At 63.3% G+C, this 23,661-nt stretch carries 19 protein-coding genes; 5 read left to right on the forward strand and 14 right to left on the reverse strand.

Features of this window, described 5'->3' with window-relative positions; all coding sequences use genetic code 11:
- Positions 1-532: 532 nt before the first annotated feature.
- The 5 genes from FQU74_RS13100 to dapD all read right to left on the reverse strand — a co-directional run bounded on the left by FQU74_RS13100 (position 533) and on the right by dapD (position 6,641).
- A complete protein-coding gene (locus FQU74_RS13100) occupies positions 533-1,591 on the reverse strand; it encodes a DUF475 domain-containing protein (RefSeq protein ID WP_206665034.1) in 1,059 nt (352 codons plus the stop codon).
- 248 nt (positions 1,592-1,839) lie between these two features.
- Positions 1,840-2,511, reverse strand: coding sequence for a response regulator transcription factor (locus FQU74_RS13105; protein WP_158635589.1), 672 nt, complete (start codon positions 2,509-2,511; stop codon positions 1,840-1,842).
- Between the two features lie 19 nt (positions 2,512-2,530).
- A complete protein-coding gene (locus tag FQU74_RS13110; RefSeq protein WP_146286927.1) occupies positions 2,531-5,113 on the reverse strand; it encodes an ATP-binding protein in 2,583 nt (860 codons plus the stop codon).
- Positions 5,110-5,550 (reverse strand): putative pterin-binding protein, encoded by a 441-nt coding sequence (locus FQU74_RS13115; RefSeq protein ID WP_146286928.1) that lies wholly within the window; start codon positions 5,548-5,550, stop codon positions 5,110-5,112. Before FQU74_RS13115 ends, FQU74_RS13110 begins: the two co-directional genes overlap by 4 nt.
- Positions 5,551-5,816: 266 nt before the next feature.
- Entirely contained in the window at positions 5,817-6,641 is an 825-nt protein-coding gene (dapD, locus tag FQU74_RS13120) for a 2,3,4,5-tetrahydropyridine-2,6-dicarboxylate N-succinyltransferase (protein ID WP_146286929.1), read from the reverse strand.
- Between the two features lie 82 nt (positions 6,642-6,723).
- On the opposite strand from dapD, the gene FQU74_RS13125 reads away from it, so the two are divergent.
- Positions 6,724-7,548, forward strand: coding sequence for an LOG family protein (locus tag FQU74_RS13125; protein ID WP_146286930.1), 825 nt, complete (start codon positions 6,724-6,726; stop codon positions 7,546-7,548).
- Here FQU74_RS13125 and FQU74_RS13130 read toward each other — a convergent pair whose 3' ends face one another.
- Positions 7,549-8,757 carry a winged helix-turn-helix domain-containing protein gene (locus tag FQU74_RS13130; RefSeq protein WP_146286931.1) on the reverse strand — a complete coding sequence of 403 codons (1,209 nt, stop codon included), beginning with the start codon at positions 8,755-8,757 and terminating at the stop codon, positions 7,549-7,551.
- Positions 8,758-8,999: 242 nt separating this feature from the next.
- Here FQU74_RS13130 and FQU74_RS13135 point away from each other — a divergent pair, with 242 nt between their 5' ends.
- Complete coding sequence (locus FQU74_RS13135; protein WP_229704393.1) at positions 9,000-10,229, forward strand: cation:proton antiporter domain-containing protein; 1,230 nt, start codon at positions 9,000-9,002, stop codon at positions 10,227-10,229.
- Between the two features lie 16 nt (positions 10,230-10,245).
- Here the strand turns inward: FQU74_RS13135 and rlmN are convergent, their stop codons facing one another.
- Complete coding sequence (gene rlmN, locus FQU74_RS13140; protein ID WP_146286933.1) at positions 10,246-11,457, reverse strand: dual-specificity RNA methyltransferase RlmN; 1,212 nt, start codon at positions 11,455-11,457, stop codon at positions 10,246-10,248.
- Positions 11,458-11,581: 124 nt separating this feature from the next.
- Complete coding sequence (locus FQU74_RS13145; protein ID WP_146286934.1) at positions 11,582-12,118, reverse strand: invasion associated locus B family protein; 537 nt, start codon at positions 12,116-12,118, stop codon at positions 11,582-11,584.
- Between the two features lie 168 nt (positions 12,119-12,286).
- Here FQU74_RS13145 and FQU74_RS13150 point away from each other — a divergent pair, with 168 nt between their 5' ends.
- Both FQU74_RS13150 and FQU74_RS13155 read left to right on the forward strand, forming a co-directional pair.
- Positions 12,287-13,282, forward strand: coding sequence for an asparaginase (locus FQU74_RS13150; protein WP_146286935.1), 996 nt, complete (start codon positions 12,287-12,289; stop codon positions 13,280-13,282).
- A gap of 232 nt (positions 13,283-13,514) precedes the next feature.
- Positions 13,515-13,871, forward strand: coding sequence for a DUF2794 domain-containing protein (locus FQU74_RS13155; RefSeq protein ID WP_146286936.1), 357 nt, complete (start codon positions 13,515-13,517; stop codon positions 13,869-13,871).
- A gap of 6 nt (positions 13,872-13,877) precedes the next feature.
- Here FQU74_RS13155 and FQU74_RS13160 read toward each other — a convergent pair whose 3' ends face one another.
- The 3 genes from FQU74_RS13160 to FQU74_RS13170 are packed head-to-tail and all read right to left on the reverse strand — an operon-like array spanning position 13,878 to position 16,561.
- Positions 13,878-14,708 (reverse strand): C40 family peptidase, encoded by an 831-nt coding sequence (locus FQU74_RS13160; RefSeq protein WP_146286937.1) that lies wholly within the window; start codon positions 14,706-14,708, stop codon positions 13,878-13,880.
- Complete coding sequence (locus tag FQU74_RS13165) at positions 14,708-16,102, reverse strand: leucyl aminopeptidase family protein (protein WP_373289026.1); 1,395 nt, start codon at positions 16,100-16,102, stop codon at positions 14,708-14,710. Before FQU74_RS13165 ends, FQU74_RS13160 begins: the two co-directional genes overlap by 1 nt.
- Positions 16,103-16,159: 57 nt before the next feature.
- On the reverse strand, positions 16,160-16,561 hold the full coding sequence (locus FQU74_RS13170; protein WP_229704394.1) for a hypothetical protein: 402 nt from the start codon (positions 16,559-16,561) through the stop codon (positions 16,160-16,162).
- A gap of 117 nt (positions 16,562-16,678) precedes the next feature.
- Here FQU74_RS13170 and FQU74_RS13175 point away from each other — a divergent pair, with 117 nt between their 5' ends.
- Positions 16,679-17,326, forward strand: a complete 648-nt coding sequence (locus FQU74_RS13175) for a carbonic anhydrase (RefSeq protein WP_146286938.1) — start codon at positions 16,679-16,681, stop codon at positions 17,324-17,326.
- A gap of 24 nt (positions 17,327-17,350) precedes the next feature.
- Here FQU74_RS13175 and zapE read toward each other — a convergent pair whose 3' ends face one another.
- The 3 genes from zapE to FQU74_RS13190 are packed head-to-tail and all read right to left on the reverse strand — an operon-like array spanning position 17,351 to position 23,624.
- Positions 17,351-18,439 carry a cell division protein ZapE gene (gene zapE, locus FQU74_RS13180; protein WP_146286939.1) on the reverse strand — a complete coding sequence of 363 codons (1,089 nt, stop codon included), beginning with the start codon at positions 18,437-18,439 and terminating at the stop codon, positions 17,351-17,353.
- 36 nt (positions 18,440-18,475) lie between these two features.
- A complete protein-coding gene (locus tag FQU74_RS13185; RefSeq protein WP_158635590.1) occupies positions 18,476-19,093 on the reverse strand; it encodes a 4'-phosphopantetheinyl transferase family protein in 618 nt (205 codons plus the stop codon).
- Complete coding sequence (locus FQU74_RS13190; RefSeq protein WP_146286941.1) at positions 19,086-23,624, reverse strand: MupA/Atu3671 family FMN-dependent luciferase-like monooxygenase; 4,539 nt, start codon at positions 23,622-23,624, stop codon at positions 19,086-19,088. The genes FQU74_RS13185 and FQU74_RS13190 overlap by 8 nt, the downstream gene beginning before the upstream one ends.
- Positions 23,625-23,661: the final 37 nt, after the last annotated feature.

Below are 23,661 nucleotides of genomic sequence, written 5' to 3' on the forward strand. Positions count from 1 at the left end.
AGCCGCAAAACAGTGAAGCTGTAACCTACATCATCGCCGAAGCTAGTAGGCCGATATGCAAGCATCCAATCGTCGAAACGACCAAACCGCCCACATATCTCTTCAGTTTCTATCAATGTCAAAGAGCACCGAAGGCAAAAAATCCAGCACCGCGCCATTTCCTTGGCGCGCCGCCAAACCTCGTCTCCGTCCCTCACGACGCTGCCGTCGTTCGGTGGAGCGGTATCTAGGCCCACCAACCAAAACCCGCAAGAGGAAAATGCACCAAAACACCAAAATTCTTCACATCACCGTCGCACTTCCCTTGTTTCCTTGGCAACCCGCACAAACCACAAGCAACAAGAAAACACCCCTAGATCCCGCAGATCAGGTGACATTCCACACCTCGGCCCCTCCCCAGCACGGGAATCGGCGCCAAAACCGCTGCAACCCCCGCAAAGTGCCGACTCGCGCCCGTGAACTGACACGCAAAACACATGAAAAAAGCCCGCCATAACAGCGGGCTTCATAAACCTCTGCGAAAACAACTGACCTATTCGGCAGCCTCACTGTTGCGATTCCAGCGGATCGACGACCAGAGCGCCACCCCGATCAGCGCTGCACCGCCAAGTCCGGTGATGACCTCGGGAATGTGATAGATCGTCTGCACATACATGATCACCGACAGGATCAGGATGGCGTAGAACGCGCCGTGTTCCAGGAAGCGGTATTGGGTCAGCGTACCACGCTCCACCAGCATGATCGTCATCGACCGCACATACATCGCACCGATACCAAGGCCGATTGCGATGACGAACAGGTTCTGCGTCAGAGCAAACGCGCCGATCACACCGTCGAAGGAGAAGCTCGCATCCAGGACCTCAAGGTAAAGGAATGCGCCCAGTCCGCCCTGCGCGGTGGCCTTTGCGGCCTCTTGCGTGGAGTCGAGGAATCCGCCCAGCACCTCGACGACAAGGAAGGTCAACAAGCCATAGATCGCCGAAACGATGAAGACCGTGCGCGCCTCGCCTTCAATGAAGCGAGAGAAGACCAGCATCACCAGAAGGACGAAGGCAATCTCGATGCCTTTGATCTCGGCATAGCGCGACAGGCGGCTTTCCAGCCAATGAACCCAGTGGATTTCCTTGTCGTGGTCGAAGAAGTAGGTCAGCGCGACCATCATCAGGAACGTGCCACCGAAGGCTGCGATGGGCAGATGCGCTTCGTGCATGATGCGCGAGTATTCTTCGGGGCGCGAGGCCGCCATGATCATCGCATCGATGGGGCCGATGTTCGCAGCAATCACCACGATCAGAAGCGGGAAGACGATCCGCATGCCGAAGACGGCAATCAGGATACCCCAGGTCAGGAAGCGGTGCTGCCAGACGGGCGTCATTTCTTTCAGCTTGTTCGCGTTCACGATCGCATTGTCGAAAGACAGCGAGATCTCCAGAACGGCCAGAACCGCGCAGATAAAGAAGACGGTCAGCATTCCGGCCAGCGTGCCGGTTGTGCTCCACCCCAGCCAGGCGCCAAGCGCAAGGCCGATGAAGGTGGAGATGATGGCCCATTTGAGATAGGCGAACAGGGACTTGGGTTGTGCCGTGGACATGCTCATGACAGCAGGGCCCCCTTACGGACCACGACAGCAACGCGACCTGCGCGAGACTGGTTCGATTTCATCTGGTAATTTTCCATCGGCGGCTTCAACTCGCAGTGCCGACATCGCAGGAACGCCGATTTTCCTGCCAGAGGGGCCCGGTCACCGAGTGAGGCGCACGAGTTCAACCCGCGCACTGCGGCAATTAGTCCCGGCTCACGATTCTGTCAACGATTTTTGATGTGCGGCAAACTCGTGATTCACGGCATCAGCTCGGCCGCGATCATCGCGGCCTGCGTGCGGTTGCGCGCCTTCAATTTGGCACAAATCGAACGGACGTGCATCTTGACCGTGACCTCGCTCAGCCCCATCCGGCCTGCGATCTCCTTGTTCATCAGCCCGATCCGGATGTCGCGCAGGACCTCCATCTCACGCGGGGTCAGTGAGGACAGTCTCGGCGGAAGCGGAACATCTTCCAGATCTTCTGGCATCCAGACTTCGCCGTCGAGAACACGGTGGATTGCATCTGCCAGCGCACGTGCGGGTGTGCTTTTCGGGATGAAACCGGCAAAACCCTGAGTCAGCGCCTCATTCACTGTCTCTGGCCGGGCGAGGCCGGAAAACAGAACCACCGGGCGGCCCTCGTTGAGGGCAATCAGCACGGCGGATTCGGCAAGGCCGCGGGAATCCGGCAGAGCATAGTCCAGAAGGATAAGATCGAAGGCGCCTTCGCGCCCGATCAGGTTCTGTGCCGCCTCAAGCGTTGCGACGGTTTCAACCACGAAGTTGCCCTGCACACGCAAGTGGGCCGCCACCAGATCGCGGACAAGCTCGTGATCGTCCACGATCAGCAGGCGAATATCCGTGCCGCGGGCAATCATCTTGGCGAGCCTCTTGCGCGTGGTTGATCGCGGACGGGGATCCGGATCCACGCCGTCGCGCGAAGCCTAGCTACTTCAAGGCCCCGTGACCAGTGCTGACGAAGTGGCGCCCCAGCAAAACGCGCAGATTTGTCCAAGCGATAGAGAGATCGGCAAAAGAAGACGCCCTGTTGCCGGCAGCGATCTGCGCCTCGCACGCATCAAGTCTGCGGGCAAAGCCTGCCGCACCGATTACTGCCGCCGCCCCCTTCAGGCGGTGCACCCGAGCCGTCAACTGGCCATCGTCCTCATCACTGGCCAGCGCCACGAGGAGCGCCTCTCCTTCAGCCAGAAAGCTGGCGAGCATCTTTTCGCGGGTCGGATGACCCAGCAACTGACACAGTTCTTGCACGACCTGCATATCCAGCTCACCCGACGGATCGGTGTTGGCCGGCTGACCAGCACCCACCCCTGCCAAGCGCGGCAACAGCGCCGCGATAGTCACGGGTTTGCTCATGACCTCGGCCAGACCAGCCTGGCGAAATCGCTCCAGTTCCTCTGGTTGGCCATGCGCCGTCAGCGCGACGATGCGGGCCTCGCGTGATGCGCCGTCCGCCCGGATCGCGGCGGCGGTCGCCAGACCATCCAGACCGGGCATCGATATATCCATGAAGATCAGGTCGAAGCGCTGCAGGCGTGCCGCCCGGATTGCCGCATTCCCATCCTCGGCCTCGGTCACACGTTGGCCGAGGTAGCGCAGCATTTCGGACAGCACCAACCGGTTTACCGGATTATCCTCGACGATCAGCACGGACAGAACCGGCACGGGCGGTGCACTTGTGGTGACGGGCTCAACCTCGGTCCGGGTCACAGCGATCTCGTCCGGGGACGGCAGGGTGACCGGCAATGTAACGCTGAAGAGACTACCCATACCGGGTGTACTTTCAACCGTGATCGCCCCACCGATCCGCTCGATCGAGCGGCGCGCGATGCCAAGGCCAAGCCCCGTCCCCTCGGTTTCGCGATCGTAGCCGGTATCCAATGTCTCGAATGGCTCAAAAATCGCTTCGATCTTGTCAGCGGGGATACCGATACCCGTATCCCCAACCGACAGACGTGCCTGCATCTGGTCCCGCCCTGCTGGTTGCACCTCCGCCGTGATCCGGATGGTGCCACCCGCAGTGAACTTCACCGCATTGCCCACAAGGTTCATCATCACCCGCAACAGGGTGCGCCTTGGTGCCAGAACCCAAGCCGCATCATGCGCAGGCAGCTTCAACTCGATCAGGTTGCCGCGCCGAACTGCGAGCGGCATCGCCTGTTCAGCCAACCCGCGCAGCAGTTCCGAAAGGTTGACCGCAGTCGAACGCTCGGCCGGGGCATCGCCCTCGACGCGGGCAAGCTCCAGCACATCCCCGATCTGTTCCAGCGCGGTTTGCGCCGACGATTCCGCAATGCCAAGGAAGCGGGCTTGCCTCTCGGTCAGAGTGGTGGTTTCGCGAAGAATATCCAGCGCCGCGATCACCCCGTTCAAGGGCGTGCGCATCTCATGGCTCATCATGGCGAGGAAGCGAGACTTCGTCTCGGCGGCAGAAAGCGCCGAATCCCGGGCTTCGCGCAGTGAGGCCTCGTAGCGCCGCCGTTCGGAAATGTCGCGCAGGAAGGCAATGTAGATCAGCTCATCATCGCTGTCGCGGTCACGGGTCAGCGACAACTCGATCGGGATCACACGCCCGTCGGCACGTTGCGCCAGAAGCTCGATACGCCCCTCGGGGATCGAGCCATGAGGCGCCGCCCGCAGCACTTCGCGCACCATGGCGGTCTGCTGATCATGCAGCGCCTCTGGCAGGACAAGGTTCACGATGCCGGTCGAGGCCATCAGCTCGTCCCGCCCGTATCCCAGAATGGCTTCGGCCGCCGGGTTTACGGCCTGCACTGGTCCATCGGCACGCGCCACAATAACACCGTCCAGTGAGGCATTGATCGTGCGTTCAAGGTTGGATCGATTCCGCTCTGCCTCATGTGTTCGGCGGCGCAAGCTGTTGGTCAGCGTGGATGTCGACCAGATCGTCAGGAACAGAAGCGCGATCAGCCCCGTCGCGACCACGGCACTTCGATTGAACAGCAGGGCCAGCGCGTTCCGGCTGTCGGTTCCCGCCTCGATCAGGTGGCGCAATGAATTGACCACCGCGGCACGCATGGGGCGCCGCATATCCGCCATCAGATCCGCGATCTCTGACAGGTTCTGGCGAAGGCGCTCATCAGGGACGTCAATCAGCAGCCGCAACTTCACAGTTGTGTCCTGCACCTGTGACCAGTCTGCTGACTGACTTATGGGACGCAGTACGGTGGCCTGCATCAGGTTGCCCGAGACCACACGCACCCGGCTCAGGTAGATGTCAAACGCTGCCCGGATCGACCCAAGATCCGGCGGGCTGCCTGGCAGCCGAGCCTCGGTAACCGCGCGTTCAAGCTTGAGTGCATCGACCTCAAGCTGAGAAATCAGCCAAGTCGTATTATCCGATTGCGAGCTGCGCGCGTCATCCAGCCGGTCAGCAAACCTGATGGAAATGGCGGTCAGTGCGCCAAGGCCGATCACGATGATCAGAAGAATCTGCCACAGCCGTGGCGAGAACTTCAAAAGCAGCCGTTCAGCCCGGCTCGGCGTTGTCACGGTTCGGTCACCCTGATCGACACGAGTTGCCAGATGCTTTTCGCAAAGATCTGGTCATTGGTGAACTGCTCATTCTGGTCGAACGGGTAGATCAACCACAAAGGGCCATTATCGCGCACGCCAAAGGTATGCCCGTTCATCCGCGTCGCAACGATGGGCGCGTCGTCGCCAAGCTCTTCCACCGTCATGTCGATGACATAGTCGTTCAGCGCGGAAAGGCGGATCGCCCCATGCCTGATCCCGGCATCGGCCAGCACCTGCTTCAATGTCGGGCCAGAGAACCGGATCTTTCCGACTGTCCAGATTGTGGATGTGGTGATCACAACCTGCGGCAGGCGGTCCAGACGCGTCAGGTCATAGTTGACGGCGCCGCCCTCGGCGGGCTCCACCTCAAGCAAGGGCTCCTGCTCGGCCGCCATCAGGGCGGGCGCGGACATCAGGGCGCACACGACTGCCAGCACGATCGGCAAATATCCAAACCCGTGCTTCAAGTTCCCATAAAGCCGGGAGGCAATGGCAATCATGGCGGACCTGCTTAAAAGACAAGATCAGGCCGCGTTAGCGGCATCGTCCCTCAACGTAAAGCTATCTTTGGTGTGCCATCCAGGCGGGCACGTGAGTGCTGCGTCAACGCAACTGCCGGCCCCGGGGAATATCGAAAGGGACCGGCAGGCGTCAGGAACCAAAGGCCGATAGGCCCGGATCAGTCGCGCAGCAGCTCGTTGATCGAGGTTTTCGACCGGGTCTGCGCATCAACCTTCTTCACGATCACCGCGCAATAGAGGTTGATCCCGTTCTTCGACGGCATCGAACCGGCAACGACGACCGAACCTGCGGGAACCTCACCATACATCACCGCGCCGGTCTCGCGGTCGACGATCTTGGTCGATTTGCCAATGAACACGCCCATGCCAAGGACCGAGCCCTCGCGCACAATGCAGCCCTCGACCACTTCGGACCGCGCGCCGATAAAGCAGTTGTCCTCGATGATGGTGGGGCCGGCCTGCATCGGCTCCAGCACGCCGCCGATGCCGACGCCACCCGAGAGGTGGACGTTCTTGCCGATCTGCGCGCAGGACCCGACGGTGGCCCAGGTGTCGACCATCGTGCCTTCATCGACGAAGGCGCCGAGGTTGACGAAGCTTGGCATCAGGACCACGCCCTTGGCGATATGCGCCGACTTCCGCACCACGCAGTTCGGAACCGCGCGAAAGCCTGCGGCGCGGAACTCGGCCTCACCCCAGCCTGCGAACTTGCTGTCGACCTTGTCCCACCAGTTCGACCCCTGCGGTCCGCCCGACTGCAGTTCCATGTCCTGAAGGCGGAACCCCAGAAGGACGGCCTTCTTGGCCCACTGGTTCACATGCCAGTCCTGACCGCGCTTCTCTGCCACGCGCAGTGTACCCGACCCAAGTGCCGCAAGCGTGGCTTCCACCGCATCGCGGGCCTCGCCCTTGGTTGCAGGGGTGATCGCGTCGCGCGCTTCCCAGGCGGTTTCGATGGCGGCTTCCAAGGCGGCGTTGGACATGGGCGTTCCCTTCCCTATGGCGATCAGTCGTTTGACGCTATAGACCTGACCCAAGGCCCGCGCAACGCCGACAGGAGAGACGATGACCGACGACACCCGCAGCCACCCGTTCCGCGACAGCGTGCAGGACGTGGCCGCCGCACACCGGATTCCCGACACTCCGCAGACCCGCGCGCCAGCTTACCGTCTTGCTTTTACCGACGCGGATTTCCTCATGCGCGAGGAATTGCGCCCGGTGCGGCTGCAGCTTGAACTGCTGAAGCCACAGATGATTCTGGACGAACGCGGCGTGCGATCGACCATCGTTCTCTTTGGCGGTGCGCGCATCCCCGCGCCCGAGCGGGCCGATACCGCCAAGACCCCGGTTCTGGCCGAATTGTCGCGGTACTACGAAGAGGCCCGCCGCTTTTCGCGTATCATGACCGAGCGCAGCATGGAGAGCTATGGCCGCGAGAACGTCATCATCACCGGCGGCGGCCCGGGCGTGATGGAGGCGGGCAATCGCGGCGCGCATGAGGCCGGCGGCCAGTCGATCGGGCTGAACATCGTTCTGCCGCATGAACAGGCGCCGAATGCCTATGTGACCCCGGATCTGTCGTTCAACTTTCACTACTTCGCCATCCGCAAGATGCACTTCCTGATGCGCGCCAAGGCGATCTGCATCTTCCCCGGCGGCTTCGGGACGCTGGACGAAATGTTCGAAAGCCTGACGCTGATCCAGACCAAGCGGATGAAGCCTGTTCCCTTCCTGTTGTTCGGGCGCGACTTCTGGGAACGACTGATCAACTGGCAGATGCTCGCGGATGCCGGCACCATCAGCGCCGAGGACCTGAAGCTCTTTCAGTTCGTCGAAACCGCAGAAGAGGCCGTCGCTGCGATTGATGCTTTCGCGACGCCCTGCCCCTGATCAGAGCACTGTCTCGCGCAGCCAGCCTGCCGTGAAATCGAGCCGGCTGACACCTGCGAACCGCGCAAGGCGGGCAAGCTCGTTTTCGAGCCTTGCGATCCGCCCGGCGCCCATCCTGACACCGGTCTCGGGCCAGAAGGCACGGACGCGCAGGCAATCCTCGTCGCGAAAGGCCTTGGCGTCGATCCGGCCGACCAGGCGCGCGCCCTCCATCACCGGAAACACGTAGTAGCCAAACTTGCGCTGCGGCTCGGGCACAAAGACCTCTATCCGGTAGTGGAAACCGAACAGACGTTCGGCGCGCTTGCGGTCACGCAGCGCGGGGTCAAAAGGAGAGAGGATGCGCAGACGGCCTGTCACCTCGGTCGGGTCCGTCTCAAAGACCTCGGGGCGCATCACGTGAAGGCGTGACGCGCCATCGGCGCCTTCGACCTTCACCTCGATCAGCGCGCCGGATTTCAGCTGCGCGGCTACCCAGTCTTTCGCCTCGGTCGGCGAAACCTCGGCCCAGTAGGCCGCAATCTCGCCGCTGGTGGCAAAGCCCAGCCGATCCAGGGCGGCGGCACACAGCACATCAACGCTCTCTGCGCGTTCCGGGCGCGCGGCACGATGGTCGGCGGGAATGACCCGCTCCGTGAGGTCATAGACCTTGCGGAACCCTTCGCGGCGGGTGATCGACAGCTCTCCGACATGCCACAGGTATTCGAGCGCCGCCTTAGACGGGTGCCAGTCCCACCAGCCGCCTGAACCGCGCGCCTCACCCTCGCCGACCTCTGCCGCCGTGACGGGACCATGGTCGGCCACGCGCTGCAGCACTTCGTCGAATTTCTCGTGAAATCCGTCGCGCTGCCAACCCGTCCACCGCTCGACCAACCGGGCACGATTGCGGGCAAAGCGGTGGGTCCAGTGCGCGAACATCTCGACCGGCAGGATCGAGGCATCGTGCGTCCAGTGTTCCCACATCAGCCGGTCACGCTCCAGCAGACGCTCCAGGGCGGCAGGCTGATAGCTTTGCCGACGCGACCACAGGATCATCTGATGGGCCCGCGCCACCGTGTTGATGCTGTCGATCTGCACAAAACCGATGCGGCGGATCAGATCGGCAAGCGCGGCACCACTCGCGGGTCCGGCTGGGGCCTCGGCCAAGGCGTGCCGGTCCAGAAACAGCCGTCGCGCGGCATCATTTGTCAGGGTAGCCTGTTTTGTCATGTGACGCAGGCTAGCAGTCGGTTTTCCACAAGCAAGCCCGGCAATTTCGTAACATACTGAAAGAACCGGGCCGGAATTGTGATCCGGGTCGCGGTTGCACCTCGGCAAATGATGTCTACCTTTGGATCAGCGCCGTTCGGCGTCATCATTCCCGCCCCGACCGATGTTTCCGGCCCTCTCCCGGCCTTTACTGGGCTATCCCTTTTTCCTGAACGGAGGAATTTTTGCACCACGCGACGCCCTTGATCACCACTATCGTCGCAGGCCTTGGACTGGCCTTCATTTTCGGCCTTGTCGCGCAGCGCCTGCGCCTTCCGCTGATTGCCGGCTATCTGCTCGCAGGCATGGTGATCGGGCCGTTCACGCCCGGATATGTCGCAGATCAGGCGCTGGCGGGTGAGCTGGCGGAGCTGGGTGTCATCCTGCTGATGTTCGGGGTTGGTCTGCACTTTTCGATGAAAGAGCTGATGTCGGTGAAATCCATCGCGATTCCCGGCGCGCTCGCGCAGATCGCGGTGGCCACGGCGGCGGGCACGGCGACCGGCTGGCTGATGGGATGGGGGCTCGGTGCGGGGCTGATCTTCGGACTCGCACTCTCGGTCGCATCGACGGTTGTGCTGCTGCGCGCGCTGCAGGAACGCGACCTTGTGCAGACAGAGCGTGGGCGCATCGCCGTGGGCTGGCTGGTGGTCGAGGATCTGGCCATGGTGCTGGCGCTGGTGATGATCCCGCCGCTCGCCGGAATTCTGGGCGGCGAGGAGGTTCCGATCGAGGCGAGCGCGGAACAGGTGGCCCGCATCGGCATGGGCCCTGTCGCCGCTACCCTGCTGGTCACAGGCGTCAAGGTCGCGGCCTTCTTTACGATCATGCTGGTGGTCGGACGGCGGGCCATACCCTGGCTTCTGGACTATGTTGCCCGGATGGGCTCGCGGGAATTGTTCCGCCTGTCGGTTCTCGCGATCGCCCTTGGCGTTGCCTATGGATCGTCGGTGATCTTCGGCGTGTCCTTCGCGCTTGGAGCCTTCTTCGCGGGAATGGTGATGTCGGGCTCAACGCTCTCGGCACAGGCGATGAAGGATGTGATCCCCCTGCGCGATGCCTTCGCCGTGCTGTTCTTCGTGTCGGTCGGGATGCTCTTCAACCCCGAAATCCTGATCGAGGCGCCATTGGCCGTGCTGGCAACCGTTCTGGTGATCCTCGTCGTGAAGTCGGTGGCCGCCTGGGGCCTGATGCGCGCCTTTGGCCATTCCAATGACCGCGCGCTGACGATTGCCGCCAGTCTTGCACAGATCGGTGAGTTTTCCTTCATCCTGATCGTAATGGGCGAGAGCCTGTCGATCGTCCCACCGGCAGCAAGTGATCTGGTTGTTGCGGGCGCAATGGTGTCGATTCTGGTGAACCCGCTCTTGTTCCGACTGATCGACCGCCGCTTCCCGCTACCACAGCCCCCCGTGCGCGAGGTGGAGATCTAGGATCCGGGGTGGGGCGTCAGAGCCCCGCCTCGGATGCAATCTCCGCCCGGCTCTTGCGCTGGCGTTCGGTTGCCGATTTCAGCTGCCCGCAGGCGGCCATAATGTCCTCGCCCCGCGGCGTGCGGATCGGCGAGGCATAGCCCGCCTTGTACACGATATCGGCAAAGGCCTCGATCCGCTCCCAGTCTGACCGCTCATACGGGGCGCCCGGCCATTCGTTGAAGGGGATGAGGTTGATCTTGGCCGGAATCCCGGCGATCAGCTTGACCAGCCGCCGGGCATCGGCATCGCTGTCATTCACACCCTTGAGCATCACATATTCAAAGGTGATACGCTCGCTGTTCGACAGCCGCGGATAATCCCGCAGCGCGCCGAGCAGGGTCTGGATGTTCCACTTCTTGTTCACCGGTACAAGGCGGTCACGCACCTCGTCGGTCGTGGCATGGAAGCTTACGGCCAGCAGGCAGCCGATTTCTTCGGCGGTGCGGGCAATCTCGGGCACGATGCCGCTGGTCGAAAGCGTGATGCGGCGGCGCGAGAGGCTGATGCCCTCGCCATCCATGACCACCTTCATCGCATCGCGGACATTTTCAAAGTTATAAAGCGGCTCGCCCATACCCATCAGCACCACATTGCTGACCAGACGGGTCTCGTCCTTTGGTGCGCCCGGCACCGGCCATTCGCCCAGATCATCGCGTGCGACCATCACCTGACCCACGATCTCGGCGGCAGTCAGGTTGCGGACCAGCTTTTGCGTGCCGGTATGGCAGAAGGAACAGGTCAGCGTGCAGCCCACCTGGCTGGAGATGCAAAGCGTGCCCCGCGTTTCCTCGGGGATATAGACCACCTCGACCTCATGCCCGCCTGCGATGCGCAGAAGATACTTGCGCGTGCCATCGGCCGAGATCTGGCGCGTCACGATCTCGGGGACCGTCACCTCGAAATGCTCGGCCAGCAGCGCGCGATAGTCCTTGGCCAGATTGGTCATCGCCGCAAAGTCGCGTACGCCCCAGTGGTAGATCCACTGCCAGACCTGACCGACCCGCATCTTCGCCTGCCGCTCTGGCGTTCCTGCCGCAATCAGCGCGTCGCGCAACTGATCGCGCGTCAGACCCACGAGGTTCTGCTTGCCACCCTCGGGCAGCTTGCGCGGGATGGTCAGCACATCCTGCGTGATGGGGGCCGAAACAGGATCGGCGGCCTGCGAGGTCAGGGTCGGGGCGTTCATGGCTGCGGGTCCGGACAAGTCAGGAGAAAAGAAGGAGTCGGCGGAGTAAACGCCGTTCATACATGAAAATGCCGCGCTTGCCAAATGGCCAGCGCGGCATCCCCAAATCTGTGTCAGTGGGCGCTTACTTGCAGCGCTTTGCGGCCTCTTCCATCGCGGCGGTGAACCCGCGCAGCGAGATGGTGTCCTTGGTCTGGGTGCCACGGCCCGAGGCCCCGCTGATCACCGCAGTCGTGCCACGCTTCAGTGCCGCGATCAGCGCGGCATCCTGGTCAGCACCGGCAGTCCAGGCGTATTCACCATCGGTGAACAGTTCATAGATCGTGCCATCAACATCCACCTTAACGGTCGAATCCTTGGCGAAGGGATAGCCGCCGGTATAGCTGACCTCACCCTTGCCGCCCTCGCCAGCCCGGAATGTGATCCACAGCTGGATCTCACTCCGCGTGGCCTTGACGGGCTTGCCGTCGCGCGTGGCTTCCGATGTCTTGGGCGTCGTCACACCCCAGCATTCCTTGGGCGCGCCGGTCGGCGGATCGGTGAACACCGACCAGTCCGTCATGACCGCAACCTGGTTGGTGGTTTCCTGTGCCATCGCGCCGGTCGCGGCGATGGCGATGAGTGCCGCCGCGCCAAGGGTGCGTGCAAAAAGGGAAGTCATACCTCAGCCTCCAGCCGAAAGTGCCTCTTTCCGCCCTGCCATGATGCCGGTTCGACCGGCTTTTCGGTAGCAGGAGCAATCTGAACCCGATATCCCTGCATATCAGCAAAATGGCAAGGCGCGAAAGGCCACTGGGCAGAGAATCGCGCATCTGTGAGGACGCAAGACATGACGCAGGCAGTGCCCATGGTCGAACTTTGGCGTGGTGGTCTGCTGGAAAGCATGCATCGCGGCCATGCGGTGATCTGCAATGATGCGGGTGAAATCATCGAGGCATGGGGCGATCCGGGCCGTGTGATCTATCCCAGATCATCCTGCAAGATGCTTCAGGCCCTACCCCTGGTTGAAAGCGGCGCGGCCGATGCCGTGGGCCTTCCGCCGGAATTGCTCGCGCTGTCCTGTGCAAGCCATCAGGGCGCCGCGCTGCATGTCGGCGCGGTGCGCAACTGGCTTTCGGGGCTGAACATCGCCGAATCCGATCTGCGCTGCGGCGCGCATGAGCCCTATGACCGGGACGAGCGCGACCGGCTGATCCGGGCTGATGAGCGTCCGTGCCAGTATCACAACAATTGCTCTGGCAAGCATGCCGGCATGCTGACCTGGACACGCCACATGAAGGCGGGGCCAGAGTATGTCGACCCCGACCACCCCCTGCAGCGCGCGATCCGCACCGCGTTTGAAGAAGTCACCGAGGAATCCTCGCCCGGCTACGGGATCGACGGCTGCTCGGCCCCGAACTTCGCGACCACGGTCAGCGGTCTTGCCCGCGCCATGGCCTTCTTTGCCGCAGCGCCCGAGTCCGGCACGGCCCGCCATCGCGCGGCGCATCGTCTGACACGCGCCATGGCGCACTTCCCTGAATATGTGGCTGGCGAGGGGCGGGCCTGCACGCTTCTGATGCGGGCGATGGGGGGGCGGGTCGCGATCAAGACCGGCGCCGAGGCCGTTTTCGTCGCGATCGTGCCGGAAAAGCGACTCGGGATCGCGGTCAAGATCGAGGACGGCAACTCGCGCGCTTCCGAGGCGGTGATTGCGGCACTTCTGGTGCGCGTCGGCGCGCTTGACCCCGCCCATCCGGTACTCTCGCGCTATGTCAACACCCACCAGCGCAACTGGCGCGGGATCGAGACGGGGTCGATCAGGCTGGCATCCGGGCTGTTCTGACGACAGAGGCCCCCACCATTGGCGAGGGCCCCTGTCACAACCTGTCCGATGGTGCATGCTGGTGGGGGCACGTGCTGCGCAACACCGGGCGTCACTCGTTACAAGATAAGGTATAGGGGCAGCCAGTGGCGGAAATGCGATGCCGTTTCGGTAATTGATAGGTCAATTTCCGGCTGTTTCATGGCACGGTAGCCTAGTTGATTTGGGCAGCACTTGGTGTCAGCATTGTAACATGAGCATAATGCCACCGGTTCCACCCTCGCCCATCCCCTTCGCCGCGCGCGAGCCGGAACTTGTGCGATTTGACCGGACAGAACTGGGCGCGATCCTTTCGGTCTATGGCCGGATGGTGGCGGCGGGCGAATGGCGCGACTATGCGATCAACGCCCTGCGCGACGTGGCCGAGTTCTGCGTTTTCCGCAGGACGGCCGAGGTGCCGATCTACCGCATCGAAAAGCGCCCCCGCCTGCGCAGCCGTCAGGGCATGTATGCCGTGGTGGGCGAGGCCGGGCAGGTGCTGCGACGCGGGCATGAACTGTCGGCGGTGCTGCGCCATTTTGACCGCAAGCTGATCCGCCCGATCGACTGAACACCGTCACACCGCCGCCATGATCCGACGGCGATGGGTCACCGGGCCACCGCCCGAGGCCTCGATGCGGGTGATGGCGGGCAGGATGTCCTCTTCGACAACCGCCATGAATGCGGCGGTCGCGTGAACCATGCGACCCGGCCCAAGCGCGATGGCGACATGACCCTTCCAGAACAGAAGGTCATTGCGACGCAGCGCCTCATTTTCTGGCACGGCCACTCCGCAAGCGGATTGCAGGTCGCTGTCGGCTGGCATGTCGATTCCGCAGGCTCGGAATGCCCCCTGAACCAGCCCCGAACAGTCAATCCCTGCCCGACTGTTCCCGCCCCACAGATAGGGTGTGTGCAGAAATCCCATTGCGACGCCGGCAGGATCTTCGAGCCTCTGGTCAAGCGGCAGAAGATGCGCTGTCGGAACATGCCCCTGCGCTGTCTCGGCCCAGGCACCACTGACCGAATGCACCTCGATACGCGCGCCCAGGTAAAGCGGCATGATTTCGGGCGCCTGCACCTTTGGGCCGGAATAGGCATGGGTGCCCGGAGTGACGATGTGATGCGTTACGGGTTGCGCCTCCGAAAGGCTATCCTCGGGCAGATAACCGCAATATCCATCCTTCGCCGCCTGAACAAAGGCCCAGCCGGCCTCACGCTCGATGACTGTCACCCCATCCCCAAGCAAAAGCTGCCGCTCACGGGGTCCTGCCGGTGCGCGTAGCAGATCGACCAGAGGACGCGCGACCTGTGCGGGCTCTCCGCCAGTAAAGCGCGGGGCATCGATGATCCCGCGCAGCGTATCCAGTGCGACACGGGCATTGGCAGGGGTCAGTCTGCGATCCATCAGAGCCCCAGCATCTGCGGCAGCGCAAGCAGAAGCGCCCGCGCACCCTGCCCCACCCCGCCCTTGGGCCGCGCCGGCGCATCCGACGGCGTATGGCCGTAGATGTCGAAGTGCATGTAGCGTGGATGGTCGGCGAACCGTCGCAGGAACAGGGCCGCCGTGATCGAACCGGCAAATCCATAACCCGGCGCATTGTCCAGATCGGCGATGCCCGGCTCGATCACGCTCTCATAGGCGTCATGAAACGGCAGGCGCCAGACCGGGTCGGCACCCGCACGCGCGCCGTCCTCCAGCGCCCCGGCCATCGCAGCATCATCCGTGTAATAGGGGGCAAGGTCTGGCCCAACCGCAACACGCGCCGCGCCTGTCAGTGTGGCCATCGAGATCAGCACCTCGGGTGATTCCTCGCAGGCCCAGGCCAGAGCATCGGCCAGAACCAGCCGCCCTTCTGCGTCGGTGTCGTTCACCTCGACCGTCAGACCTTTGCGTGACTTCAGGATATCCTTGGGCCGCATCGCCCGACCGGAAACCGAGTTTTCCACGGCAGGCACGATCACCCGCAGACGCAGGGGCAGGTTCAACTCCATGATCATCTGCGCAAGGCCCATGACAGTTGCAGCGCCACCCATGTCCTTCTTCATCAGTTGCATGCCGCTGGAAGGCTTGAGGTTCAGACCGCCCGTATCAAAGCAGACGCCCTTGCCCACCAGCGTCAGGCTTGGTCCCGACTGCCCCCACCGCAGGCTCATGATCCGCGGCGCCCGGTCCGAGCCCTTGCCGACGGCATGCACCATCGGGAAGTCCGTCTCTAGCGCAGCCCCCGATACCACCTGAACTGCAGCACCATGGCGTTCGGCCAGCGCGACGAAGGCGGCCTCCAGTTCAGCCGGGCCAAGGTCTTGCGCAGGTGTGTTGATCAGGTCACGGGTCAGAAACTCGCCGCGCGCCATCGCAATAACCTGCGCCTCATCCACGCCATCGGGGCATTTCAGTGCAGGCCATACCCGATTGGCGGGTTTGTAGCGATCAAACCGGTACTGCGCGAGAAGCCAGCCAAGCGCGGCCTCGGTCGCAAGCGGGGCGGGCAGGCCCACGAACTCCCAGTTTCCCGCAGGAAGCGCCGAAACAGACTTGGCCAGGCCAAAACGCTGCCGCGCGCGGGCACGCGCGTCGCCCAGCCCCACAACGGCACCGACAACCGCACCACCGTCCATGCCCGGCAGAAGGGCCAGTTCACCAAGGCCTGCGCCAAAGGCACCATCGCGCAACCAGGCCGCCCATTGTGGCGGTTGCGCATCGAGCCAGGCTTGAAGGCTGTCCTGTGCCACAACGTGCAACGGGCGAGCGGCGCTGTCAGGGTCGGCAAAGGCGGGCATATTCGGGACGGCGGTCATGGGGCACTCCATCATTCGGCGGCAAGCCTAGCCCAACGCCACGCGCCCGCAACCCCCTCAGCCCACAAGACCGGGGAGTGGACCACCGGGCAGCAGAGAGCGTTCCGCAATGCGCATGAGCCGTGCCCAGACGGCGGCAAATGCGGTCGCGTCCCCAAGATCGAGGCAATTCCGCAGATCGCCCGCCACACGGCAAAGCGATACCATCCCCAACTGCTCGGCCATGCGCTGCAACCGGCGCAGGCGGCGCGAGAGATCCTGCAGATTCTTTCCGTGCACCTGCGCCGCCATGCCCGACATCGCAAGCGCCAACTCTTCCAGCGCGCGCGTGATCACATGTTCCGCCTGATCTGGCCCCATCGCGCGATACATCGCCTCGATCGGGGCGGAATCGAGATGCAGCACATCCTTCGGTCGAAGGACCGTCACATTCGTGGTCATATCCACACCCAGTTTCATTCACCCATCGCGATGCTGGCCTCGGGGCACTGAACAAATCGTTGAGCGCTGGAACAGAAACCTCTCGAATTTTCTGCAATTGCAGCATAGATGAAAGAAAACCTGACGGAGGATGTGATGGACCAAGCCAAGCCCCTGCCCGGTTACCTGGTCGGCCGCTACAATGGCTGGAAGGCGACGACCTATCAGGACAACAAAGCCTGGTATCGCCGACTGGCCAACCATGGGCAGCACCCACGCGCCATGATCATCTCGTGCTGCGACTCGCGTCAGCATGTGACCTCGATCTTCGGCGCGGATGAAGGCGAGTTCTTCATTCACCGCAACATCGCGGGCCTCGTGCCGCCCTATAGTCCCGACGGGGGCAATCACGGCACCTCGGCCACGGTGGAATATGCGGTCACCGCGCTGAAGGTGGCCCATATCATCGTGATCGGCCATTCCAACTGCGGTGGCGTCAAGGGCTGCGATGACATGTGCTCGGGCAAGGCCCCGCAACTTCTTGAAAAATCGAGCTTTGTGGGCCGCTGGATGGACATTCTCCGCCCAGGCTACGAACGTATCTCGCACCTTCCCGATGGGGAACGCGGACCCGCGCTTGAAAAGCAGGCGGTGCTGGTCAGCCTTGAGAACCTGATGACTTTCCCCTTCGTGCGCGAGGCGGTTGAGTCCGAGCTTCTGACCTTGCACGGCCTGTGGAATGACATCGGCGAAGGCAGCCTCGAGCAGTATGACATGCCGACGGATGCGTTTCAGCCAATCTGACCCGCCAGAACGGGCGCGGGGCAGTCAGCTCTCCGCCCGTCCCCAGCTGGCATCCTGCATCTCGCGCAGACGGCTTGCGGTGCGTTCAAACTCGAACGCCCCTTCGCCTTCGGTGTAAAGCCGCTCTGGCACATCAGCGGCTGAACAGATCAGCCTGACCTTCCCCTCGTAAAGCGCGTCGATCAGCGTCACGAATCGCTTGGCCTCGTTGTAGTTCGAGGACGAAAGCTGCGGAATGCCCTCTAGGATCAGCACCCGTACCGCTTGCGCCAGCGCAAGATAATCGGCTGGTCCCAGCGGACGGGCGCACAGATCCCAGAAACTCGCCCGCGCCACGCCGTTGGCAAAGTGCGGCACCTCGACCTCGCGGCCATTCACCTGCAGGATCAGTGTCTCGCCCGGCGTGCCCCCGGAAAGATCCTTCCAGATCGCATCGATCGCCGCACCGCTTTGGCCGGCGGGGTGGAAATAGACCTGCGCACCCTGCAGGCGATGCTGGCGATAGTCGTTCGGGCTTTCCAGTTCCTGAACGTCGAACCGGTCGCGCAGATAGTCGATGAAGGGCAGGAACAGTGCCCGATTCAGCCCGTTCTTGTACAGATCCTCGGGCGGGCGGTTTGAGGTGGTGACGATGACCACCCCCTGATCGACCAGAAGCTGGAACAGCCGGCCCACGATCATCGCATCGGTGATGTCGGTGATCTGCATTTCGTCAAAGGCGAGCAGCCGGATTTCCTTGGCAACTGCATCTGCGACGGGCTTCAGCGCGTCATCGACCCCGGTCTGCCGCGCGGCATGCATGCCGCGATGGATTTCCTGCATGAAGGCATGGAAATGCACCCGGCGCTTGGCCGAAATGGCCAGATGGTCAACGAAGAGGTCCATCACCATGGACTTGCCGCGACCGACCCCACCCCAAAGATAAAGACCCTTTGGCGGCACCACCGGGCGCGCGAACAGCCCGGCAAACAGTCCGATCCGGCGATTGGCATTCGCCTCAAGCCAGACGCGGATCTCTTCCAGTCGCGGCAGAACCGCGTGCTGGGCAGGGTCGGGGCGCAATCGGCCCTCAGCCACGCGGGCCTCATAGATCTCGGTCAGGGTTTGTCGCATACCATAGCATACAATGTATGTTTGACGCCGAAAAGGTCACAGCACAGCAACCGCAAGGAAATGCCCATCGACATCGGCCCAGCGTCCACGAAGCTCGGCTCCAGCAGAGAATGGCAGCACTTCGTCGATGAAGCGCGCGACAAACTGCCCCTGATCCAGCGTCACCGCAAGGGCATGAAAGTCAAAGAGCTGGCGCGAACGGGCATATTGGGCCTTGTAAGCTGCCTCTTTGGCGCAGAACACGAGTTTCGCCTCGATGGCTGAAAAGTGCGCTTCCTCGGGGCGCAGAATGCTGGGACGCAGGTCGTCGTCCAGCGGCGTTGCAAGCTCCAGATCAAGACCGATGCCCATGCCGCGCCCGATGGCGGCAAGGCACAGGGTTTCGGTATGCGTGATTGATCCCTGAAGACCAAGCGGCCAGATCGGCGCCCGGTCTGCGCCGACAGGAATTGCGCGCGGAGGCAAGCCAAGTTCGACCAGTGCGGCACGGGCCGCCGCGCGCCCTGCCCGAAATTCGGCAATCCGGCGCGGTATCCCTTGGGCTGTTTCACCGGGAAACGACGGGTAAGTCTTGCGCGGATCGGCAGTTCCAAGACCGTAGCCCGCAGGAATGATCCCGCGGGCCACTGACGTCAGATGGTTCAAGTCAGGCATCCTGCCCCGTCCGCATGGCGCGCCTGCGCGCCATGGCATCGGCGCGGGCGTCGGCCCGACCATTTGTCGCCGATGCCATCGGGCCCGGTGCCGGCGCTGCGGCCCCAGCCTTCGGCCCATCGTCCAGATGCGCGGCCAGCGCCGAGAGGACCGGGAAGCGGAAGATATCGGTTATCGACAGTTTCTTCAGCCCCAGCCCGTCCCGCAGTTCGCGGTGGGCCTGCACGGCCAGCAGCGAATGCCCACCAAGCGCAAAGAAGTTGTCCTTTGCGCCCACCTTGGGCACACCCAGAACCCGGCTCCAGACCGCCGCGATCTGCGACTGAAGATCGGTCTCGGGGGCGACATGTTCCACGTCTGCCTGCACCTGAACCTGCGGCGCGGGCAGAGCCTTGCGGTCAACCTTGCGGTTGGGCGTCAGCGGGAACACCTCGAGCCGGACAAAATGCGCGGGCACCATATGTTCGGGCAGGACGCTGGCCAAGGCAGGTTTCAGCGCGGCCTCGGTTGCGGTGCCAGTGAAATAGGCCACCAGCCGCAGGTCGCCGGGCTGATCCTCGCGGGCAAGGACAACCGCCTGACGGACACCGGGCTGTTCCTCGATACGGCTTTCGATCTCGCCCAGTTCGATCCGGTAGCCACGCAGCTTCACCTGGAAATCCGCGCGACCCAGATAGTCGAGCTTTCCGTCGGCGCGCAGCTTGACCAGATCGCCCGTGCGGTACATGCGGGCACCCCATGGACAAGCGCCGTCCCGCACGAAGGGATCGGGCAAGAAGCGCTCGGCCGTCAGGTCAGGCCGCTGCCAGTAGCCGCGCGTCACGCCGTCACCGCCAATCCACAGCTCGCCGGGCACGCCGGGCGGCACCGGTTGCTGGCGGTCGTCCAGCACATAGACCTGGGTATTGGCGATGGCCGTGCCGATATTCACCACACCCTCACCGTCGCCGACCTCTTCCACCGTAGACCAGATCGTGGTCTCGGTGGGGCCATACATGTTCAGCACGCGCGCCCCCGTGACCTTGCGCAGATCGCGGACAAAGGCCCCCGGCAGGGCCTCGCCACCCAGCATCAGGGTCTTGACGCCCGAGAGCGCCATTTGCGCCTCGTCGTTCATCAGGATCATCCGCGCCATCGAGGGGGTGCATTGCAGATGCGTCACGCCGTGGCGGATCACCTGGGCCGCGATCGAATAGTCATCCTCGGCCGGCTGACCGCCCGCATTGGCGCGGCGCAGAACTTCGGCCAGCGGATAAAGCCCCTCCATCACGACCTCGGGCGCGATGCCGTAGTCGATCAGGCAGGCCACTTCGGTCACACCGATCCGCTTCAGGCTTTCCACCCGGTCCAGCGCATCTTCAACCGTGCCGAACAGCCCCGAATCTTCGAAGTAGCGCTGGAAGGCGAAATCGAGGATCGCCTCGTTCTCTTCGGCCGACAGGCTGCGCAGGTCGATGTCCATCGGATTGTCGATGCCCTGCGGCTTCTTGAAGGCAGGGAAAGCCCAGGCATATTGCTTGACCAGCCCCACGGCGGCAGAGAGGTAGTCCTTCATCGGCTTTTCCGCCACACGCCGCGCCTGCTCGCGGTCGCGACAGACGTAGGTATGCAGCATCAGCGTGACCTTGTGGTTGGCCGGATCATGGCCAGCCTTGCGCAGGGCATCGTGATAGATGCTGATCTTGCCGGCCACTTCCTCGATGCTCTGGCCCAGAAGGTGGGTCAGCACGTTGGCGCCGATCTCGCCCGCCTCGCGCCAGGTGGCGGGGTTGCCCGCGGTCGTGACCCAAAGCTCAATCTCTTTCGACACCGGGCGGGGCTGCGTCACGACACCGAATGTGCCGGTCTTTGTCGGGAAGTCCACCGTCTCGCCGCGCCACATGCGACGCAGCTGATCGATCCCCTGCATCATCGCAGTCTTGTTGTTCGGCGGGGTGTTTTCGGGGCGCAGCACAAAATCGTCAGGTTGCCAGCCCGAGGCGATGGCAAGCCCTGCGCGCCCGTTGGTCAGATTGTCGATCACCGCCCAATCCTCGGCCACACGGGCGGGGTGGTGCAGCGGCAGGACCACCGATCCCGCGCGCACGCCGATCTTCTTCGTCACGGCTGCGACGGCCGCGCCGGTCACACTCGGGTTCGGGTAGGGTCCACCAAAGGCGTGGAAGTGCCGCTCGGGCGTCCAGACCGCGCAGAAGCCGTGCTCGTCTGCAAACCGCGCGCCGTTCAGCAAAAGCTCATACTTCTTGGGGCCAGCGCCGTCATCATTGCCCCAGTAGTAAAGCGAGAACTCCATCCCCTTGGCCGAGCCGATCCGACCATTCGACACCAGCGCCCGGTTCTCATCACTGGTCAGCACCAGCTTGAAGCCACGGGCCAGCGTCCAGAAAAGCTCCAGCACAGAGATGTCGAAGGACAGCGACGTCACCGCAAGCCAGACCGACCCCGCGGCGTGGTCGATCCTGTCATCCATCCCGGCAAAGAAGTTCGCGACATTGCGATGTTCAACCATCACGCCCTTGGGCCGACCAGTGGAGCCCGAGGTATAGATCATATAGGCCAGATCGGCCGAGCTGACCCCGCTTTGCAGATTGCTATCGGGCGCGGCGGCAAGACGGCCATCGGTATCGAGGCAGAGCACCTGCGCAGAATGTGCAGGCAGGGCCCCGACCAGTGCCGATTGCGTCACGACCACCGGGCAGGCGCTGTCCTCGATGAAAAGCGCGGTGCGGTCGGCCGGATAGGCCGGGTCCATAGGCACATAGGCCCCGCCCGCCTTCTGGATCGCAAGCGCCCCCACAAGAAGGTCGAGCGACCGACGGGTGTGAAGGCCGACAAGCGTGCCCGGCTTGACGCCCATGCCCGCCAGAACATGCGCCGCACGATTGGCGCGGGCATTGAGCTGGGCATAGCTCAGCGCCTCGCCCTCGAAGACCACCGCCACGGCGTCGGGCGTGCGGGCGACCTGCGCCTCAAACGCCTGATGAACACACTGGGCTGAATCATAGGGCTTCTGGGTGCGGTTCGGCGCATGGATCGCGGCCTCAAGTTCAGCCGCAGTCAGGATGGCCAGGTTTTCAACCCGCGCATCACCCGTCGCGGCAGCGGCAAAGGCATCGACACGGGCGGCAAGCGCCTCGGCCTCAGCCGCGCTCAGCCGACTTGCATCATAGAAGAGCGCAGTTGGTGAGAGCGTGACCACAGTTCCCGGCACGGCGTGCAGGCCGACGCCAAAGCCCGGCGCCTCAAGCCCGAAAAGGCGCCGGTCGCGCGCCAGCAGATCGATCGCAAACGCCGGAACCTTGTCGGCCTCGGCAAGCGCAGCATCCGTGCGGGCCAGCGCCTCGGGCAAGGCCCCTTCAGCAATCACGCGCACCGGCACCCAATCCGAGAGGACCCCTTCGGTCGCATGGGCCGCACCATAGGCCAGATCGGCCACAGGCTTGCCTGACAGCCGCACCGCCGCCAAGGCCGCCAGCGCAAGCGAAGGCAGCGCAACCGGCACCGATTGCCAAAGCGCGGGCGCACCAGCAACCTTGGCCGCACTTACCCCGGCAGGGTCGAGCGACAGAAGTGCCTTGCGGTGCCGCGGTTCAGCCTCGACGACGCGCGACAGAGCCTCGGTCAGGGCCGCCGCCTCGGCGGGGCTGGCCGAGGCGAGCGTGACCGGCAATGCGCTGCCCGAAACCGGAAAGCCCTTCTGGCAGGTCAGCCGCGACAAGCGCACGGCACCCACGCCGCATGCGACGGTAACGCCATGCTCGTCCGCCGAAAGCACCTGCCCCGGCACACCGCTGCCCGCCACCACCTCGGCTTCACCGACGACGACATAGCGCTTGCCATCCCACAGTTTCGCCGTGGTCAGCGGGTTCCAGTAGGTGCCATGATCCAGCGCCCGCACAAGCGCGGACACATCGCCTGCGCTGCGGGTAAAGTCTATACGGCCCGCCGCGGACGGCCGATCTGCACGCAAATGCAGGCTGCGCTGGCTGAAATCCTGCGGGCGGCGGGCAAGCGTCTCGGCCTCGAGCGCGGCCATCACCTCGGAGAAGCTGTCCATCGCCGCCTCGAAGCAGCGGGTGTTGAGCGTGAGCGCCGTGTCGGTCGGCAAGATCGCAAAGCGGCGATCAACCAGAATGTCGCCCTCATCAACGCCACCCTCGATCAGGTGCCAGCTGATGCCATGCTCGGCCTCGCCCTGCAGAATTGCCCAGACCGGTGCGTTCAGACCAGCGTGGCGGGGCAGCGGGCCATCATGGAAGTTCACGCCCCCGCTGCGCGACTTTCCCAGTGCGGCATCCGGGATCAGCGAGAGGTTGGCGACCGACAGAAGCCAGTCCGCCTGCGCCGGAAGCTCTGCCTCCCAGCCCTTTTTCTGTTCGATGACGGCAAGCCCACGTTTCGTGCCCCAGGACGCAACCTCTGGATGGCGCGTCACAAGGGCGGAAATACGGTGCCCGCGCGCCAGAAGCATTTCGCCGCACTGCTGCGTCAGGCTTTCATTGCCAATAAGGAAACAGGAAAATGGATTCATCTCTCACTCCTTCCACCCCAAAAGGGTGTGATCAACA

Source organism: Gemmobacter aquaticus (genome assembly GCF_007859075.1).
GTDB classification, from domain to species: domain Bacteria; phylum Pseudomonadota; class Alphaproteobacteria; order Rhodobacterales; family Rhodobacteraceae; genus Gemmobacter; species Gemmobacter aquaticus.